The 18,140-nt window shown below is 59.6% G+C and carries 10 protein-coding genes and 1 pseudogene; 4 read left to right on the top strand and 7 right to left on the bottom strand.

The annotated features are described in order from the left end of the window. Window positions 1-118: 118 nt before the first annotated feature. Window positions 119-2,812, top strand: a complete 2,694-nt coding sequence (locus KGA96_RS03535) for a putative bifunctional diguanylate cyclase/phosphodiesterase (RefSeq protein ID WP_223511586.1) — start codon at window positions 119-121, stop codon at window positions 2,810-2,812. A 63-nt stretch (window positions 2,813-2,875) separates the two neighbouring features. Beyond that, on the top strand, window positions 2,876-3,541 hold the full coding sequence (gene msrA / locus KGA96_RS03540) for a peptide-methionine (S)-S-oxide reductase MsrA (protein WP_046039728.1): 666 nt from the start codon (window positions 2,876-2,878) through the stop codon (window positions 3,539-3,541). 158 nt (window positions 3,542-3,699) lie between these two features. Here the strand turns inward: msrA and KGA96_RS03545 are convergent, their stop codons facing one another. The 5 genes from KGA96_RS03545 to putP form a co-directional block, all read right to left on the bottom strand. Then, window positions 3,700-4,539 (bottom strand): 23S rRNA (adenine(2030)-N(6))-methyltransferase RlmJ, encoded by an 840-nt coding sequence (locus KGA96_RS03545; RefSeq protein WP_046039726.1) that lies wholly within the window; start codon window positions 4,537-4,539, stop codon window positions 3,700-3,702. 232 nt (window positions 4,540-4,771) lie between these two features. Further along, a complete protein-coding gene (locus tag KGA96_RS03550; protein ID WP_223511589.1) occupies window positions 4,772-5,095 on the bottom strand; it encodes a hypothetical protein in 324 nt (107 codons plus the stop codon). A 388-nt stretch (window positions 5,096-5,483) separates the two neighbouring features. Beyond that, window positions 5,484-5,873, bottom strand: coding sequence for a hypothetical protein (locus KGA96_RS03555; protein WP_046039722.1), 390 nt, complete (start codon window positions 5,871-5,873; stop codon window positions 5,484-5,486). 546 nt (window positions 5,874-6,419) lie between these two features. Continuing rightward, entirely contained in the window at window positions 6,420-7,835 is a 1,416-nt protein-coding gene (locus KGA96_RS03560) for a PAAR domain-containing protein (protein WP_223511591.1), read from the bottom strand. A gap of 297 nt (window positions 7,836-8,132) precedes the next feature. Further along, window positions 8,133-9,617, bottom strand: a complete 1,485-nt coding sequence (putP, locus tag KGA96_RS03565) for a sodium/proline symporter PutP (RefSeq protein ID WP_046039719.1) — start codon at window positions 9,615-9,617, stop codon at window positions 8,133-8,135. Window positions 9,618-10,077: 460 nt separating this feature from the next. Here putP and putA point away from each other — a divergent pair, with 460 nt between their 5' ends. Both putA and KGA96_RS03575 read left to right on the top strand, forming a co-directional pair. Further along, window positions 10,078-14,028, top strand: a complete 3,951-nt coding sequence (gene putA, locus KGA96_RS03570) for a trifunctional transcriptional regulator/proline dehydrogenase/L-glutamate gamma-semialdehyde dehydrogenase (RefSeq protein ID WP_223511594.1) — start codon at window positions 10,078-10,080, stop codon at window positions 14,026-14,028. Window positions 14,029-14,283: 255 nt separating this feature from the next. Further along, on the top strand, window positions 14,284-16,086 hold the full coding sequence (locus tag KGA96_RS03575) for an acyl-CoA dehydrogenase (RefSeq protein WP_223511596.1): 1,803 nt from the start codon (window positions 14,284-14,286) through the stop codon (window positions 16,084-16,086). Window positions 16,087-16,141: 55 nt separating this feature from the next. Here the strand turns inward: KGA96_RS03575 and KGA96_RS29800 are convergent, their stop codons facing one another. Beyond that, window positions 16,142-16,987 carry a methyl-accepting chemotaxis protein gene (locus KGA96_RS29800; protein ID WP_411741580.1) on the bottom strand — a complete coding sequence of 282 codons (846 nt, stop codon included), beginning with the start codon at window positions 16,985-16,987 and terminating at the stop codon, window positions 16,142-16,144. An 18-nt stretch (window positions 16,988-17,005) separates the two neighbouring features. Then, a pseudogene (locus tag KGA96_RS29805) lies at window positions 17,006-18,094 on the bottom strand (cache domain-containing protein); the annotation flags it as partial. Between the last annotated feature and the right edge of the window lie 46 nt (window positions 18,095-18,140).

The raw sequence follows: 18,140 nt of genomic DNA on the forward strand, positions 1-18,140 counted from the left end.
AGCACTTGGCCTTCATCTCTCTTGTCAGTCGGTGTCGCAATGATGCAACCTTGCCGCAGGCAACAGTAAAGAGGGCGAGAGCCCAGCGCGTTCAGCATATTCGAAGCGAGTTCTCTCCATGAAAAGCCAACCCGATGCCGCCAGCCGTATGGTGGCCGAGGTAGTGACGCAGTTGCCTGTGCCCTCGCGGCTCGGCATGCTGCGTTTCGAACGGCTTAATGAACCCAGCTGGGCACTGCTGTTTCTCGATCCCAATTGCGAACGCCAGTTCGGCCTGCCCGCCGTTGAGCTGTGCGCGCTGGTGGGCTCGCCCTACGCCAGCCTGATGGAGCCGCAAGCGCGCTATCAACTGCACGACGCGATCCAGCAGCAACTGACTGAAAGCACGCACTACCTGATCCGCTACACCCTGCACACCGCCGCTGGCTCCCTGACTCTGCTTGAACTGGGCGAAGCCTACAAACAACACAATCGACACCTGTTGCGCGGCTACCTGCTGGTCATCGACGGCCTGTTCGAGGATGACCCGCTGCAACCGGCCCTGGATCTGGAAACCCAGAATTCGCGCCTGCAAATCGCCCTGGAACTCAATCAGCGGGCCCAGCAGGAGCAACTGCTGCACCTGGAGCGGGTGCGTGCCCAGCAGGACCTGATCCTGCTGCTCACCCGTCAACGCTACAGCAGCAACAACTCCTTGCGCGAAGCCGCCGAGCTGATCACCCGCAGCGCCTGCGACATCTACGAAATCGACAGTGCCAGCCTGTGGCACCTCGAAGGCTCGATGCTGGTGCCGATCTCGGCCTATCACCGCACGAAGCAGGAATACCTGCTGCCGCAGCCGATCGATGTCAGTGTTTTCCCCGATTACCTCGACGCCTTGCACACCGGCCGCGCCATCGACGCCCATAACGCTATGCGCGACCCGCGTACCCGGGAGATGGCCGAAAGCCTGCGCCCGCGCGACGTCAACGCAATGCTCGACGCCAGTATTCGCGTCGACGGCCAGGTGGTCGGCGTTTTGTGCCTGGAGCAGACCGGGGCGACCCGCGCCTGGCAGTCGGATGAAATCGCCTTCGCCGGAGAACTGGCGGACCAGTTTGCCCAGGTCATCAGCAACCACAACCGGCGAACCGCCACCAGCGCCCTGCACCTGTTCCAGCGGGCGGTCGAACAGAGTGCCAACGCGTTTTTGCTGGTCAACTGCGACGGCGTGGTGGAATACGTCAACCCGAGCTTCACCGCGATCACCCAATATTCCACCGAAGAAGTGCACGGTCAGCGCCTGTCAGAACTACCGGCCCTGGAGAACCTCAGCGAACTGCTGTTCGACGCGCCTTCGGCGCTGGCCAAGAGCAACAGTTGGCAGGGCGAGTTCAAGAGCCGCCGGAAAAACCTCGAACCCTATTGGGGCCAGTTGTCGATCTCCAAGGTTTACGGCGACAACCGCGAGCTGACCCACTACATCGGCATCTACGAAGACATCACCCAGACCAAGCTCGCTCAGCAGCGAATCGAGCGCCTGGCCTACACCGACAACCTGACCAACCTCGGCAACCGCCCGGCGTTCATCCGCAACCTCGATGAACGCTTCGCCCGGGACAGCGACGCGCCGATCAGCCTGCTGCTGGTGGACATCGACAACTTCAAGCGGATCAACGACAGCCTTGGCCACCAGACCGGCGACAAACTGCTGATCAGCCTGGCCCGACGCCTGCGCAACAGCCTGATCCCGAGCGGCAGCCTGGCGCGATTCGCCAGCAACGAATTCGCCGTGTTGCTGGACAACAGCGACCTCACCGTCGGCCAGCAAGTGGCCAACCAGTTGCTGGCGACCCTCGACAAACCGATGTTCGTCGACAACCAGTTGATCAGTGTCACCGGCTCCGTTGGCCTGGCCTGCGCGCCGCTGCACGGGCGCGACCCGCAAACCCTGATGCGCAACGCCGGGTTGGCGCTGCACAAGGCCAAGGCCAACGGCAAGCACCAGGTGCAAGTGTTCACCGAAGCGCTGAACGCCGAGGCCAGCTACAAGCTGTTCGTCGAAAACAACCTGCGCCGCGCCCTGACCCAGAACGAACTCGACGTGTTCTACCAGCCCAAGCTGTGCCTGCGTAGCGGTCGCCTGCTGGGCATGGAAGCACTGCTGCGTTGGGACCATCCGGAAAAGGGCATGATCCGCCCGGATCAGTTCATCAGCGTCGCCGAAGAAACCGGGCTGATCATTCCGATCGGCAAATGGATCGCCCGCCAGGCCTGCCGCATGAGCAAAGCGCTGACCGCCGCCGGCCTGGGCAACCTGCAAGTAGCGATCAACCTGTCACCCAAGCAGTTTTCCGACCCTGACCTGGTGGCCTCCATTGCCAACATCCTCAAGGAGGAAGCCCTGCCGGCTCATTTGCTGGAGCTGGAGCTGACCGAAGGCCTGCTGCTGGAAGCCACCGAAGACACCCACTTGCAGCTCGACCAGCTCAAGCGTCTGGGCCTGACCCTGGCCATGGACGACTTCGGCACCGGTTACTCGTCGCTCAGCTACTTGAAAAAATTCCCCATCGACATCATCAAGATCGACCGAAGCTTCATCCACGAAATCCCGGACAACCAGGACGACATGGAAATCACCTCCGCGGTGATCGCCATGGCCCACAACCTGAAACTCAAGGTCGTGGCCGAAGGCATCGAAACCGCCGAGCAGTTGTCGTTCCTGCGCCGTCACCGCTGCGACGTCGGCCAGGGCTACCTGTTCGACCGTCCGATCCCGGGCAACGAGCTGATCGACAAGCTCAAACGCTACCCCCGTGGCCCAATCGCCTGACAGCGATCCAACTCTCGGGCAAACTGCTTGTCTGTCTAATTATCCTGACTGAGAGGACTGATCATGGTTCTGCGCTCGGAAATTCTGGTGAACAAAAACGTGCTCCCGACTAAAGAACAAGCTCTGCCCGGCCGCGAAACCGCGATGACCCTGCCTGAAAAGCACTTTGTGTTTAAAGACACCCCGTTGCTCGGCCCGTTCTTCGAAGACGTCGACTTCGCGATCTTCGGCCTCGGCTGCTTCTGGGGTGCGGAACGCCGCTTCTGGCAGCGCGAAGGCGTGGTCAGCACCGTGGTCGGCTACGCCGGCGGTTTCACCCCGAACCCGACCTACGAAGAAGTCTGCTCGGGCCTGACCGGCCACACCGAAGTAGTGCTGGTGGTGTATGACAAGGCCAGGGTCAGCTACGAAGCACTGCTGGCGATGTTCTGGGAACTGCACAACCCGACGCAGGGCATGCGCCAGGGCAATGACATCGGCACCCAGTACCGTTCGGCGATCTACGCCACCAGCCAGGAACAACTGGACGCGGCGCTCAAGAGCAAGGAAACCTACCAGGCCGAGCTGTCCAAGGCCGGTCTCGGTGAAATCAGCACCGAAATCGACCAGGCCCCGACCGTCTACTTTGCCGAGACGTATCACCAGCAGTACCTGGCGAAAAACCCGGAAGGCTATTGCGGCATCGGCGGTACCGGCGTGTGCATGCCACCGAGCCTGGCGGGCAACTAACCCTGAACTGTGGCGAGGGAGCTTGCTCCCGCTCGGTTGCGCAGCAATCGCAAAACCGGAGAACCGGTTCTTACTGAAAGAACGCAGTTACCGGTTTTTAGGGGTGCTTCGCACCCCAGCGGGAGCAAGCTCCCTCGCCACAGATTGTTGATTGCTGATCAACTCTCAGCAATCAACCAATCCATCCGCCACCCACCCTGTGTCTGCCCCAGCTTCTCAGACAACCATGGCAGCAGCTCACGCAACTCTTCCTCCAGCCCCCACGGCGGATTGGCAATCGCCAGCCCGGAACCGTTCAGGCTGTTCGGCGTATCCAGCGGATGCACCAACAACTCCACCCGCAACAACTTCGGCGCACCGGTACCCGCCAGGTCCTGATAGAAGCGGCGAAGCGCGCGCTGATCCTTCACCGGGTACCAGATTGCCGCCACGGTCTGGCGCATGCGGCCGATCGCTTCCTTCAACGAAGCGGCACAGCGCTGCATCTCGTCGAGCTTCTCGAACGGCGGATCGATCAACATCACCGCACGCTTCTCCGGCACCGGCAGCAAGGCTCGCGGCACATGCCAGCCTTCGCCCAGGTGCACCTTGACCCGGCGATCACCGGCCATGTTGTCCTTGAGCAGCAGGCCGTCTTCCGGGTGTTTCTCGTTGAGCAACACACGGTCCTGCGGGCGAGTCAGGCGTCGCGCCAGCTCCGGCGAGCCCGGGTAATAGCGCAACTGGCCATCCGGGTTCATCTCGTGCAGCACCTGCATGTAATCAGCGGTCAGGATCGGCAGATCCGGCTGATCCCACAAACGCGCAATGCCTTCCAGGTACTCGCCGGTACGGTTGGCCTGATCACCCTGAAGGTCATACAGACCGATGCCGGCGTGAGTGTCGAGATAGGCAAACGGCTGCTCCTTGCGCGACATCAGGGCGATGAGCCGGGTCAAAGTCAGGTGTTTGAACACATCGGCGTGATTGCCGGCATGGAAGGCGTGACGATAATTCATGGCTGCTCCTGCGAAGGCCGGGAAGTTTACCTTTTACCGGCCGGCAAGTCAGGGGTTGGCAGCTGAGCGGCCGTAACCACCCCCTGTGGCGAGGGAGCTTGCTCCCGCTGGGCTGCGAAGCGGCCCCAAAACCTGAACCCCGGTCTGGTCTGACACACCGCACTCCACCTGTTCTACAACTGCTACGCAGTTGAACGGGAGCAAGCTCCCTCGCCACAAAAGCCGCCTGGCGCTACGCCGAAGCCTGCGCCCGCAACCGTCGCCCAACCACATCCAGCACATCACAGCCATCGCGCAACGCAATGGCGCAGAGCAAGGCAAAATCGCTGAGGATGAAGGACTCGCACTCAATCGAACCGCGCATGGACAGGTTCTCAAGCACTTGGGTAACTGCGCGAATTCGGTAGTTGGCGGCGTCGGTGAGGATGTCGAGTGGCGCATGGGTATCGACGAACAGGGTGGGCATATCGGTGCAGTTGCTGGTCAATGCCATGAAGCGGTTGTCGGGATGGGGGATTGGTTTTTCGTAGGGTGGATCGGGATGTATTGATTTCATTTTTAACGCTCTAAGGAAGAAATGGACCTGCCATTAGCCTTCCTACGGGCTAGGGTGGCAGCTATGCACGGGGTAGGAATATCGAGACCCTTAGAGCAAAACTCGACCACGCCGAAGCGTGCCCGCGCATAGCCGCCGCAACTGATCTTACGGCCGCATGAAAACGGCCGCAAACCAGGCAGTGACGCCAATGTAGCTCTAACGGTCTTGAGAGGTTCCTACACCCCGCCACAGAGTTGTCAGTGGCTGGCAAAGACTATCGGTAGACCCCTCGTGGCACCAGTTCATGAAAGCCGCTACGTTTTGAAGGAAACGTCCTAGGACCTTGCCCAGAAAATTCGCAGCGATTTCAATCCACCATAGAGCTTCTTGCAACTTAACCCGGGCATTACTGGATGTAGCCAAGCGCGTTAACTGCAAAAAGCGCTAGCAATAGAGCAATACAAGCAACCCCGCCCCAATGCAAAACTATTAGTTTTTTCCTAAGTCCTCCAGGAAAAGCTTCCAGATCTTTCGCATCGGCCCCGCCATCACGGAGATAAAAATTTGGCATAGTCATCACGCCCATTACTGCACCAAGTACGAATAGCCTTCCCCAAGCTCCGCCGTTCTTGAAAGGAGCCCGGACCATAATAGCCGGGCAGTTTTTCAAATGATCCAGCATTACATCCATTTTGGCGTAAGCCAAATGCAACGATACGCAAAGGAAAATTAGAAGCCCGCCGAAACCAGTAAGGCTGATACACAAAAATAATTTTTGCGCGACACTCACGCTCATGTCAGCGTCTCGTAGTTTAATTTGCCAGTTTTTTAACCCGCCTCACCGAGGCAACCCCAGCAGCCAAAGAAGTGCCCTGCCACAACAAATTTACTCGCCAAAAATAATGGCTGCAGTTGGCATTCTGTCTTGCCTTACGCGAGCCAGCTACTGACCCACGCTTATATTACTTAAGAACTCCTGACTCCCACAATGTAACTAGAAACACCAAACTGGCGAGCAAGCCTATTACACTCCATTGCAAAAAAATTAGTTTTCGCCTAAATATAAGTGGAAATTTTTCTATATCCTCAGCGCTGGCCAACCCACATCTCACAAAAAATCGAGGAAACGTAACTACACTGGCTATGCCGCCCACTAACTGAAGCTTCCCAAAAGGGCCTGTATGCTTGTGCGTCTTTGCAGTAATCAGTGACGAGCTATTCTTGAAATATTTCGACAATTCTTCACCCCTTGTATAGCCAAGGTATAGCGCAAACCCGATCCAAATATAGATCCCAAGTAACACTCCCCCACACAAACCACCTACAATTAATTCTGATGTTGTCATCTCACATTCTCATATATAAGTTCTCCGATTATCTCCCCACCCTTTCCGCCATATAGGCCGCCGACAAAAGAACCAGCACCAACCACTACGATACCGCATGCCAATGTCCCTATACCGGCTGTAGGTATGCTCAAACCAGCACATATTGCACCGACAACGGGGGCCGATAAAATCGTGCCAGTAGCTACACCACCTCCTATTCCCCCGGCAAAGGCACCCGCCTCAGTAAATCTGATTCGCTCGCAAACTTCAGTACTGCCCGCCGTACACACATCCTGAACCTTAATAGCCGAAGCCCCGCCACCGACCGCAGTGCCGACCCAGCCGCCGAACTTGAGGTACTTTGAAGCCCTAGCCACACCTTCAAGATGAGTCGCATACCCCGGCATCTGCCCCACGCCGCCGGCTTCCGTCCAGCGGTGAACCAGACTGGGAGGAGAGAGGAACATTGCACGGTTCAAATTGGGGTGGTGTGGGAAACCGATGCCTTTGCGCGTCAGGCTTGTCAGGTGACTATCGAGTTGTGCCAGCAGCTTTTGGCGCTCGGCCAGAAATGTCGGTGAGTTCAGATGTCCATCGCGCAGGAATGAACGCTGATGCAGCGTTTCCATTTCACGCAAGGTATCGCCAACGTTATCCAGATTATTCTTGAAAATGCTCGCGCCGACACCTATGGCGCCCGAACCGAAGCCCAAGATCGTCTGAAGGGCATCCCGGTGTTCCACCATAAAATCCGCCTCCTCCGGAGTAAGCGTTTCAAGCACCTGATTGGTCCTGGCTGCCACATCCATAAGCAGCGCTTCTTCACGGGTGCACTGGTAGTTATTGGGATCGCTCAGCACGATCATCGAGCCAGCTTTGACGTCCCGCAGGTTGGGATTGAGCAACTTGAATTTGCCCATCACCGCCGGGTCGCGCAGGGTGAACAGCGAGGCCTCGAGTTGTTCGCGGGTGGTGCTTTTGGGCACGATGTAGAAGCCCGGTTCCTCGGCCGCTGTACTGCTTGATCGCACTGGATTGGGAACGCTTGGCGCCGGCGCAAAGCTGGAAGGTCGTGAGGCTACCGGGTTGCTGGAGGCGGTGGGGGTCGTCTGTTGAGTCGCTGCACGGGTGGCATGCGGCGCAGCATTGCGGCTGGACATGTAGCTATTTGTGAAAAACGATGGGATCAGCCCGGCTTTGCAGGGGCAGCTGCTGTAGCTGTCCAGCGAGCCCGCCACCAGCTTTCCGTGACTCACGATGTATGAAACACCGCCCTCGATGACATAGGTTTTGTCGTCCTTGCCACAGGAAACCCGATCCCCCGCACGAGCATGAGCGATACCAAACATCATGATGTTTGTATCAGCCTCCAGAACCTTGCCACCGCAGGTCGTCTTGTCATCCTTGCGAATGAAAAATCCCTCTGCCATTGCTGATCTCCCTTTCTACTGGCGCCCCAGTCATGGGAAGCGCGCCCTTGATAACGATGGGTAACACCGACTCGGAATGAGTGGGCTAACGCAAAGTACGTGACCAGAGAGGTAATTCAAGGCAGCCGGGCAAAACAGGAAATTTCCTACAAGCTCCAAAGAAAAGGGTGACGCAAACGGAGGCAGGAACCAAAGCGCGCTCTAGATTGACCTCAAAAAAAAACGGCCCGCAGCATAGAGCTGCGAGCCGTTCTTTTATCAGGGATGGGAAGAGTTCAACCCATCACTCATCACTCATCACTTGTTCAGGCGGTAATCATTCTCTGCAGCAGCAAAACGCTGGAACATGCCAGCAGTCGGCGTACCCATTTTGCTGACGAAGTAGATCGCCAGGCTGGCGAAGATGAAACCAGGGATGATTTCGTACAGGCCCAGCAATTCGAAGTGTTTCCAGACGATCACTGTGATCGCGCCGACCAGGATGCCGGCCAGTGCGCCGTTGCGGGTCATATCTTTCCAGATCACGGAGATCAGCACGACCGGACCGAATGCAGCACCGAAACCGGCCCAGGCGTAGCTCACCAGACCCAGTACACGGTTTTCCGGGTTGGCCGCCAGTGCGATAGCAATCAGGGCAACCAACAGCACCATGGCACGACCGACCCAGACCAGTTCAACCTGGGAAGCGGATTTACGCAGGAAGGTCTTGTAGAAGTCTTCGGTCAGGGCGCTCGAGCACACCAGCAACTGGCAGCTCAGGGTGCTCATCACCGCAGCCAGGATGGCCGACAGCAGGATACCCGCGATCCATGGGTTGAAGAGGATCTTGGCCAGTTCGATGAACACGCGCTCGTGGTTCTCGGAGACCGCGCCAGCCACGTCCGGGTGCGCCGAGAAGTAGGCGATACCGAAGAAGCCGACGGCCACGGTGCCGCCCAGGCACAGGATCATCCAGGTCATGGAGATGCGACGGGCCTTGGCGATCGATTTAACCGAATCGGCAGCCATGAAACGCGCCAGGATATGCGGCTGGCCGAAGTAGCCCAGACCCCAGCCCATCAGCGAGATGATGCCGATGAAAGTGGTGCCCTTGAGCATGTCGAAGTTGCTTGGATCTTGCGCTTCGATGGCCAGGAAGGTGGTGTCGACGCCACCGGTGGCCAGCAGCACGATGACCGGCGTCAGGATCAGCGCGAAGATCATCAGGGTGGCTTGTACGGTATCGGTCCAGCTCACCGCCAGGAAACCACCGATAAAGGTGTAGGCAATCGTCGCCGCAGCACCGGCCCACAGCGCCGTCTCGTAGGACATGCCGAAGGTGCTTTCGAACAGACGGGCCCCGGCCACGATGCCGGAAGCGCAGTAGATGGTGAAGAACACCAGGATCACGACCGCAGAGATGATCCGCAGCAGGCCGCTTTTGTCTTCGAAACGGCTGGCGAAGTAGTCCGGCAGGGTCAGTGCATCACCGTTGTGCTCGGTCTGCACACGCAGACGGCCGGCGACGAACAGCCAGTTCAGGTAGGCGCCGATGATCAGGCCGATGGCGATCCAGCTTTCGGAAAGACCGGACATGTAGATCGCGCCGGGCAAACCCATCAACAACCAGCCGCTCATGTCGGAGGCACCGGCGGACAGTGCGGTCACGACGCTGCCCAGGCTACGGCCGCCCAGAATGTAGTCGGAAAGGTTGTTGGTGGAGCGATAGGCCATCAAGCCGATCAGCACCATTGCTGCGATGTAGATCACAAACGTGATCAGGGTTGGATTGCTTACGCTCATTAAGTTACGCCCTGGCTTTGTTTTTATGTAGCGGCGGCTGGTGAACCGCTCGCAAACGCATACGTTTGACAGACGATCCGGATTCCCGCGCATTTATGACTGATGTTTCCCCAGGAAAGCCATCAGCCGGAGCACCCGGGTTTTCCCGGGTTGCACCTTGGGCGCGAATGCTATTCAACAAAGCAAATAAGGTGCAACCAGTTTCTCGAGAATAAGTTGCACCCAGTCGGAAATAAATATCAAACCCCGGTTTTTGCTCCTTTTCGGAGCAAGAAAGAGGGCCAACCACCCTAAAAAGCACCAAGCAGAGGCGGCACTGCCGTACCGGAATTTATTTCCTGACGAGTTGCGTAATATTCCGACAAAAAAAGGGTTGCACCCGGTTGCACCTCAACAGTCGCACGGCTAATCTTGCCGCCAGCTGATGCCACGCAGTCGTGGCAAACATGAGGATAAAAACATGGCTACCACCACCCTTGGGGTCAAACTTGACGACCCGACCCGCGAACGCCTCAAGGCCGCCGCGACCTCGATTGATCGCACGCCGCACTGGCTGATCAAGCAGGCAATCTTCAATTACCTGGAAAAACTCGAGGGTGGTGCAACCCTGACCGAGCTGAGCGGTTTGACCAAGGATTCCGACGACAGCGTCGACGCGCCTCTGGATCACGCCCACCAGTGCTTCCTCGAATTCGCCGAAAGCATCCTGCCGCAATCGGTACTGCGCGCTTCGATCACCGCCGCCTACCGTCGCCCTGAGCCGGAAGTCGTGCCGATGCTGATCGAGCAGGCTCGCCTGCCGGCGCCGATGTGCGACGCCACCAACAAACTCGCCGCCTCGATTGCTGAAAAATTGCGCAACCAGAAGAGCGCCGGCGGCCGTGCCGGCATCGTTCAGGGCCTGCTGCAGGAATTCTCCCTGTCGTCCCAGGAGGGCGTGGCACTGATGTGCCTGGCCGAAGCGCTGCTGCGCATCCCGGACAAAGGCACTCGCGACGCCCTGATCCGCGACAAGATCAGCACCGGCAACTGGCAGCCGCACCTGGGCAACAGCCCGTCGCTGTTCGTCAACGCCGCCACCTGGGGCTTGCTGCTGACCGGCAAACTGGTCTCCACGCACAACGAAGCCGGCTTGACGTCGTCCCTGAGCCGCATCATCGGCAAGAGCGGCGAGCCGATGATCCGCAAGGGCGTCGACATGGCCATGCGCCTGATGGGCGAGCAGTTCGTGACCGGCGAAACCATCGCCGAAGCCTTGGCCAATGCCAGCAAGTTCGAAGCCAAGGGCTTCCGCTATTCCTACGACATGCTGGGTGAAGCCGCACTCACCGAGCACGACGCGCAGAAGTACCTGGCCTCGTACGAACAAGCCATCCACTCGATCGGCAAAGCCTCCCACGGTCGCGGGATCTATGAAGGCCCGGGCATTTCGATCAAGCTGTCCGCCCTGCACCCGCGTTACAGCCGCGCCCAGTACGAGCGCGTGATGGACGAACTGTACCCGCGCCTGCTGTCGCTGACCCTGCTGGCCAAGCAGTACGACATCGGCCTGAACATCGATGCCGAAGAAGCCGACCGCCTCGAGCTGTCGCTGGATCTGCTCGAGCGCCTGTGCTTCGAGCCGCAACTGACTGGCTGGAACGGCATCGGTTTCGTGATCCAGGCTTACCAGAAGCGTTGCCCGTACGTGATCGACTACGTGATCGACTTGGCTCGTCGCAGCCGTCATCGCCTGATGATCCGCCTGGTAAAAGGCGCGTACTGGGACAGCGAAATCAAGCGCGCCCAGGTCGAAGGCCTGGAAGGCTACCCGGTCTACACCCGCAAGGTTTACACCGACGTTTCCTACATCGCTTGCGCCCGCAAGCTGCTGTCGGTGCCGGAAGTCATCTACCCGCAGTTCGCCACGCACAACGCCCACACCCTGTCGGCCATTTATCACATCGCCGGTCAGAACTATTACCCGGGTCAGTACGAGTTCCAGTGCCTGCACGGCATGGGTGAACCGCTGTACGAACAGGTTGTAGGCAAAGTTTCCGAAGGCAAGCTGAACCGTCCGTGCCGTGTGTACGCTCCGGTCGGCACCCACGAAACCCTGCTGGCCTACCTGGTACGTCGCCTGCTGGAAAACGGCGCGAACACCTCGTTCGTCAACCGCATCGCCGACCAGTCGATTTCGATCCAGGAACTGGTGGCCGATCCGGTGGCCAGCATCGAGCAGATGGCAACCGTGGAAGGTGGCTTCGGTCTGCCGCACCCGCGCATTCCACTGCCCCGCGACCTGTATGGTTCGGAACGCGCCAACTCAAGCGGCATCGACATGGCCAACGAACATCGTTTGGCTTCGCTGTCCTGCGCCCTGCTCGCCACTGCGCACAACCACTGGAAAGCGGCGCCGATGCTCGGTTGCACCTCCAGCACCGAAGCGCCGGCACCGGTCCTGAATCCGTCCGATCTGCGTGATGTGGTCGGCCATGTGCAGGAAGCGACCGTCGAAGACGTCGACAACGCCATCCAGTGCGCCATCAACGCTGCACCGATCTGGCAGGCCACCCCGCCCGCCGAGCGCGCCGCGATCCTGGAACGCGCCGCCGACCTGATGGAAGCCGAGATCCAGCCGCTGATGGGCCTGCTGGCCCGCGAAGCCGGCAAGACCTTCGCCAACGCCATCGCCGAAGTGCGTGAAGCCGTGGACTTCCTGCGTTATTACGCGGTGCAGGCACGCAACGATTTCACCAACGACGCTCACCGTCCGCTGGGTCCAGTGGTGTGCATCAGCCCGTGGAACTTCCCGCTGGCGATCTTCAGTGGTCAGGTGGCTGCTGCGCTGGCCGCCGGTAACCCGGTACTGGCCAAGCCTGCGGAACAGACTCCGCTGGTTGCCGCCCAAGCCGTGCGCCTGCTGCTCGAGGCCGGCATTCCGGAAGGCGTGCTGCAACTGCTGCCGGGGCGTGGCGAAACCGTCGGTGCCGGCCTGGTGGGTGATGAGCGCGTCAAAGGCGTGATGTTCACCGGCTCCACCGAAGTCGCGCGCTTGCTGCAACGCAACATCGCCGGTCGCCTGGACAGCCAGGGTCGTCCGATCCCGCTGATCGCCGAAACCGGTGGCCAGAACGCGATGATCGTCGACTCTTCGGCACTGACCGAACAAGTCGTGATCGACGTGGTTTCCTCGGCCTTCGACAGCGCCGGTCAGCGTTGCTCGGCCCTGCGTGTCTTGTGCTTGCAGGAAGATTCCGCAGACCGCGTCATCGAAATGCTCAAGGGCGCGATGGCTGAAAGCCGTCTCGGCAACCCTGAGCGTCTGTCCGTGGACATCGGCCCGGTCATCGACGCCGAAGCCAAGGCGGGCATCGAGAAGCACATCCAGGCCATGCGCGACAAAGGTCGCAGCGTGTACCAGGTGGCCATCGCCGATGCCGAAGAAGTCAAACGCGGCACCTTCGTGATGCCGACGCTGATCGAACTGGAAAGCTTCGACGAACTGCAACGGGAGATCTTCGGCCCGGTGCTGCACGTGGTTCGCTACAAGCGCAAGGACATCGATCAACTGATCGGCCAGATCAACGCTTCCGGCTACGGCCTGACCCTGGGCGTGCACACCCGCATCGACGAGACCATCGCCAAGGTGATCGACAACGTCAATGCCGGTAACGTCTACGTCAACCGCAACATCGTGGGTGCAGTAGTAGGCGTGCAGCCATTCGGCGGCGAAGGCCTGTCGGGTACCGGCCCGAAAGCCGGCGGCCCGCTGTACCTGTACCGCCTGCTGTCGACCCGCCCTGCGGATGCGATCGAACAATCCTTCGCTCGCGGCGATGCTGCCGCGGCACCGGACGTTCGTCTGCGCGACGCCATGAGCAAGCCACTGACCGCCCTGAAAGCCTGGGCCGACAGCCACAAGCTCGCCGACCTGAGCACCCTGTGCGTGCAATTCGCCGCGCAATCGCAAAGCGGTATCACCCGCGTACTGGCTGGCCCGACCGGCGAGCGCAACAGCTATGCGATCCTGCCGCGTGAACACGTGCTGTGCCTGGCGGAAGTCGAAGGTGATCTGCTGACGCAACTGGCGGCGGTATTGGCAGTCGGCGGTTCGGCGGTATGGCCTGAAGCTGACATGACCAAAGCCTTGTTCGCACGTCTGCCGAAGGATATTCAGGCGCGCATCAAGCTGGTTTCCGACTGGAACAAGGATGAAGTGGTGTTTGATGGGGTTGTGCATCACGGCCATTCCGACCAGTTGCGTGCGGTGTGCCAGCAGGTTGCCAAGCGTGCCGGCGCCATCGTCGGTGTGCAGGGTCTGTCGCAAGGCGAAACCAACATTGCGCTGGAGCGTTTGGTGATCGAGCGTGCGTTGAGCGTCAACACCGCTGCGGCGGGTGGTAATGCCAGCCTGATGACCATCGGCTAAAACCGATACGCCAGGCAGCTGCAATGGCTGCCTGGCAATCAAATCCCTGTAGGAGTGAGCCTGCTCGCGATAGCGGTCTGTCGGTCACATCTGTTTCGGATGTGCCGCCGTCATCGCGAGCAGGCTCACTCCTACAGTTGTTTTGTGGTGCCTGCAAAGTTGCTGCGCTGGCCCATTATCACGGTCATCAATCATCCTGTTCAGCCTTTATCCCCCCACTTAGACTCGGCCCATTCCAACAAAAGGTAGGCCGCCATGTCCGAGACGTTGCTCAGTTCCCGCAATCTGGCTTTCGAGCTGTATGAAGTCCTCGATGCCGAGGGCCTGACCCAGCGTGAGCGTTTCGCCGAGCACAACCGCGAAACCTTCGATGCGGCCATTGGCACCGCCCGCAGCATCGCCGAGAAGTTCTTTGCCCCGCACAACCGCAAGGGTGACGAGAACGAGCCGCGCTATGAGAACGGTCAGGCGATTCTGATTCCCGAAGTGAAACCGGCAGTGGATGCCTTCCTCGAAGCCGGATTCCTGAACGCCGCGCGCAGTTTCGACGCCGGCGGCATGCAGCTTCCTACCTTGCTGTCCCAAGCCTGTTTTTCGCACTTTCAGTCGGCCAACGCGGCTTCGACGTCGTATCCGTTCCTGACCATGGGCGCGGCCAACCTGATCGAAAGCTTCGGCACCGAAGAGCAGAAGCGCCGCTTCCTGCAACCGATGATCGACGGCCGCTTTTTCGGCACCATGGCCCTGACCGAACCGCACGCCGGCTCGTCGTTGTCGGATATTCGTACACGCGCGGAACCTGCGTCCGACGGCACTTATCGCCTCAAGGGCAACAAGATCTTCATCTCCGGTGGCGATCATCCGCTGTCGGAAAACATCGTGCACATGGTGCTGGCCAAGCTGCCAGACGCGCCGGCCGGGGTGAAGGGCATTTCGCTGTTCATCGTGCCCAAGTTCCTGGTCAATGACGACGGCAGCCTCGGCCAACGCAACGATGTGTTGCTGGCCGGCTTGTTCCACAAGATGGGCTGGCGCGGCACCACGTCCACCGCGCTGAATTTCGGCGATAACGGTGACTGTGTCGGCTATCTGGTGGGTAAGCCGCACCAGGGCTTGAGCTACATGTTCCAGATGATGAACGAGGCACGGATCGGCGTCGGCATGGGTGCGGTGATGCTCGGTTACGCCGGCTATCTGTATTCGCTGGAATACGCCCGCGAGCGTCCGCAGGGCCGCCTACCGGACAGCAAGGACCCGAACACCGCGCCGGTGGCGATCATTCAGCACGCCGACGTCAAACGCATGCTGCTGACACAAAAGGCTTACGTCGAAGGTTCGTTTGACTTGGGTCTTTATGCGGCGCGCCTGTTCGATGACACCACGACGCTTGCGACCGAAGCCGAACGCAAGCAGGCCCATGAACTGCTGGACCTGCTGACGCCGATCGTCAAATCCTGGCCATCGGAGTTCTGCCTGAAGGCCAACGAACTGGCAATCCAGATCCTCGGCGGCCACGGCTACACCCGCGAATACCCGGTGGAGCAGTACTACCGCGACAACCGCCTGAACCCGATCCACGAAGGCACCCACGGTATTCAATCGCTGGACCTGCTGGGCCGAAAACTGGCGCAGAACGGTGGCGCGGGGCTCAAGCAACTGATCCGCCTGATCGCTGACACTGGTGAGCGAGCACAGGCGTTTGCTTCATTGACGCCGCTGCGTGAACCGCTGGAAAAACTGGTTGCTCGTTTGCAATCCGTGACCATCGGCCTGCTGGTTGATCTGGGCCAGGGCAAGGTTAATAGCAGCCTGGCGAACTCGGCGCTGTACCTGAAGGTGTTCGGCCACACGGTGATTGGCTGGCGCTGGCTGGAACAGGCGATTCGCGCCGAGGAAGGTTTGGTCAAGGGGAATGCGACGGATGTGAGCTTCTACAAAGGCAAGCTGCAGGCGGCGCGGTACTTCCTGACGTGGGAAGTGCCGGGATGCCACCATGAGCTGGCGATTCTTGAGGCGCGGGATGATGTGTGCCTGACGATGCAGGATGAGTGGTTCTGACGACCGGCAAGTATTTGTGGCGAGGGAGCAAGCTCCCTCGCCACAAAGTTGTCTCTCAACTCAGCTTGAACCCACCCATCTGCCGCGCCAGATCATCCGCCAACCGCTGCAACGTCTGGCAATCATCCCGACAAGCCCTGACCTCCCCCGCCGTCGCCCGGGCCAGATCGGAAATACCCTGCACGTTACGGTTGATCTCTTCGGTCACCGCCGACTGCTCTTCTGTCGCCGTCGCCACCTGATGGTTCATGTCGCTGATGCGTTCCACTTGCCCGGTAATCGCAGTCAACGAGGCGCCGGTACGTTGGCTCGACTCGACACCTGTACCTGTCGCCGCTTGCCCGGAATGCATCGACGACACTGCGTTTTCCGCACCTTGCTTGAGGCTGCCGATCATCTGCTGGATTTCATCGGTTGACGACTGTGTACGCCGCGCCAAAGTCCGCACTTCATCGGCCACCACGGCAAATCCACGCCCCATGTCCCCGGCCCGCGCCGCTTCGATAGCGGCATTGAGCGCCAGCAGATTAGTCTGCTCGGAAATCCCGCGAATCACCGCCAGCACCTGGTCGATCGACGCCACTTGATGGGCCAGTTCACCCACCGCCGTGGCCGCGACGCCGATTTCGTCAGACATATTTTCAATGTGCCGAATCGATCCGCCTACCACTTCCCGTGCCTGCATCGCCTCATCCCGAGCCGTTTGCGATGCGACCGCCGCGTTGCCGGCGTTCTGGGCGATCTCCTGAACGGTCAGGCCCATTTCGTGAACCGCAGTGGCAACCATGTCGGTCATTTCCTGTTGGCGGCCGGAGCGTTCAGCGGTGTTATCCACAACCCGTGCAACCTGGCCGACAGCGGTGCGCAACTGCTCGCTGGTGGTCAGCACTTCGCCGATCATGTCGCGCTGGCTATCCAGGAACCGATTGAAACCGCGAGCCAGATCGCCCAGCTCATCAGCACGGCTGGAATCTAACCGGTGGGTCAAATCTCCACCGCCGCTACCGATTGCTACCAATGCCGCTGTTACCTGACGAATCGGGCGCACCAGCCCACGGGCCAGCAACACCACCAGCAACAGGCACACCAAGGCCACCGCCAGGCCGATACCACTGCTTATCCACATGGCGCGGCGGGCTTCGGCGTAGATCTGCGATTGCGGCACTTCGGCCACCAGGGTCCAGCCGAGATCACGCAATGGCAGGCTTAACGCGAGGAAGTCTTCACCGTCACGCTGGAAGCCGCTGTTGGTGGCAGTGGCCTTGAAGGTAGAAAGCTGACTCATCACCGCTTGCGCTGCCGTAGCACCAATCTGCTCGGTCAAAGTGCGTTTGCCGCTAAATTGCGCCTCGGGATGCACCTGGATCAAACCGTCGGAACGCACGAGATAGACCTTGCCACGCTCTCCGAAGCTGAAGTTGTGAATCAGCTCCGACAGCTCTTTCATGCTCAGGCCAAGCCCGGCAACGCCCACGACTTTACCGGCCTGCTCGACTTTGAAGTCGATGAAAAGCGCCAATTCTCCGGTGGCCGTGTCGTTATCGATGTTGAGAGTGCGCGGCTGGTTGCTGTCGAGGAACGAGTAGAACCAGGCGTCTTTCGGATTGGAACGACTGAGGGTCCGATCCAGGCCTTTTTCGGTGAAGTAATGGTTGGACGCGGTGCCGACAATAATCGCGGTAAAGGCCTTGTGCTCGGCGCGGATGCCTTCGAGATAGGTAGTAAACGTGCCGACCTGGGCACTGTCTTCCCCCCCGGCCAGCCAGTCGCGCACCATGCTGTTGCTGGCGATGTCCTTGGCGGCGGTGAGCGGTTGGACAAGGATACGTTCGATGTCGTTGCGCATCGCTTCGATGCTCGATGGCAAGGCCTGCTCGACCAGATAGCTCTGGGCGAGACGATTGACCACCAGGGTATAAATGCCAACCACGATCAGAATACTGACGAGCAGAGCGGTGCCCATGCTCAGGATCAACTGCCATTGAATACTGCGTCGCCAGAACTGCATGGAGCACCCCCAAAGAATAAGAGGCTGAAACACTGCAACAGCCGTG

Source organism: Pseudomonas sp. GL-R-26, from assembly GCF_019947365.1.
Taxonomy (GTDB): domain Bacteria; phylum Pseudomonadota; class Gammaproteobacteria; order Pseudomonadales; family Pseudomonadaceae; genus Aquipseudomonas.

What these genes read in the sequence shown, in the direction of transcription:
- KGA96_RS03535 (WP_223511586.1), top strand. Translation starts at nt 119, where the DNA reads ATGAAAAGCCAACCCGATGCCGCCAGCCGTATGGTGGCCGAGGTAGTG.
- msrA (WP_046039728.1), top strand. Translation starts at nt 2,876, where the DNA reads ATGGTTCTGCGCTCGGAAATTCTGGTGAACAAAAACGTGCTCCCGACT.
- KGA96_RS03545 (WP_046039726.1), bottom strand. Translation starts at nt 4,539, where the DNA reads ATGAATTATCGTCACGCCTTCCATGCCGGCAATCACGCCGATGTGTTC.
- KGA96_RS03550 (WP_223511589.1), bottom strand. Translation starts at nt 5,095, where the DNA reads ATGAAATCAATACATCCCGATCCACCCTACGAAAAACCAATCCCCCAT.
- KGA96_RS03555 (WP_046039722.1), bottom strand. Translation starts at nt 5,873, where the DNA reads ATGAGCGTGAGTGTCGCGCAAAAATTATTTTTGTGTATCAGCCTTACT.
- KGA96_RS03560 (WP_223511591.1), bottom strand. Translation starts at nt 7,835, where the DNA reads ATGGCAGAGGGATTTTTCATTCGCAAGGATGACAAGACGACCTGCGGT.
- putP (WP_046039719.1), bottom strand. Translation starts at nt 9,617, where the DNA reads ATGAGCGTAAGCAATCCAACCCTGATCACGTTTGTGATCTACATCGCA.
- putA (WP_223511594.1), top strand. Translation starts at nt 10,078, where the DNA reads ATGGCTACCACCACCCTTGGGGTCAAACTTGACGACCCGACCCGCGAA.
- KGA96_RS03575 (WP_223511596.1), top strand. Translation starts at nt 14,284, where the DNA reads ATGTCCGAGACGTTGCTCAGTTCCCGCAATCTGGCTTTCGAGCTGTAT.
- KGA96_RS29800 (WP_411741580.1), bottom strand. Translation starts at nt 16,987, where the DNA reads ATGATCGGCGAAGTGCTGACCACCAGCGAGCAGTTGCGCACCGCTGTC.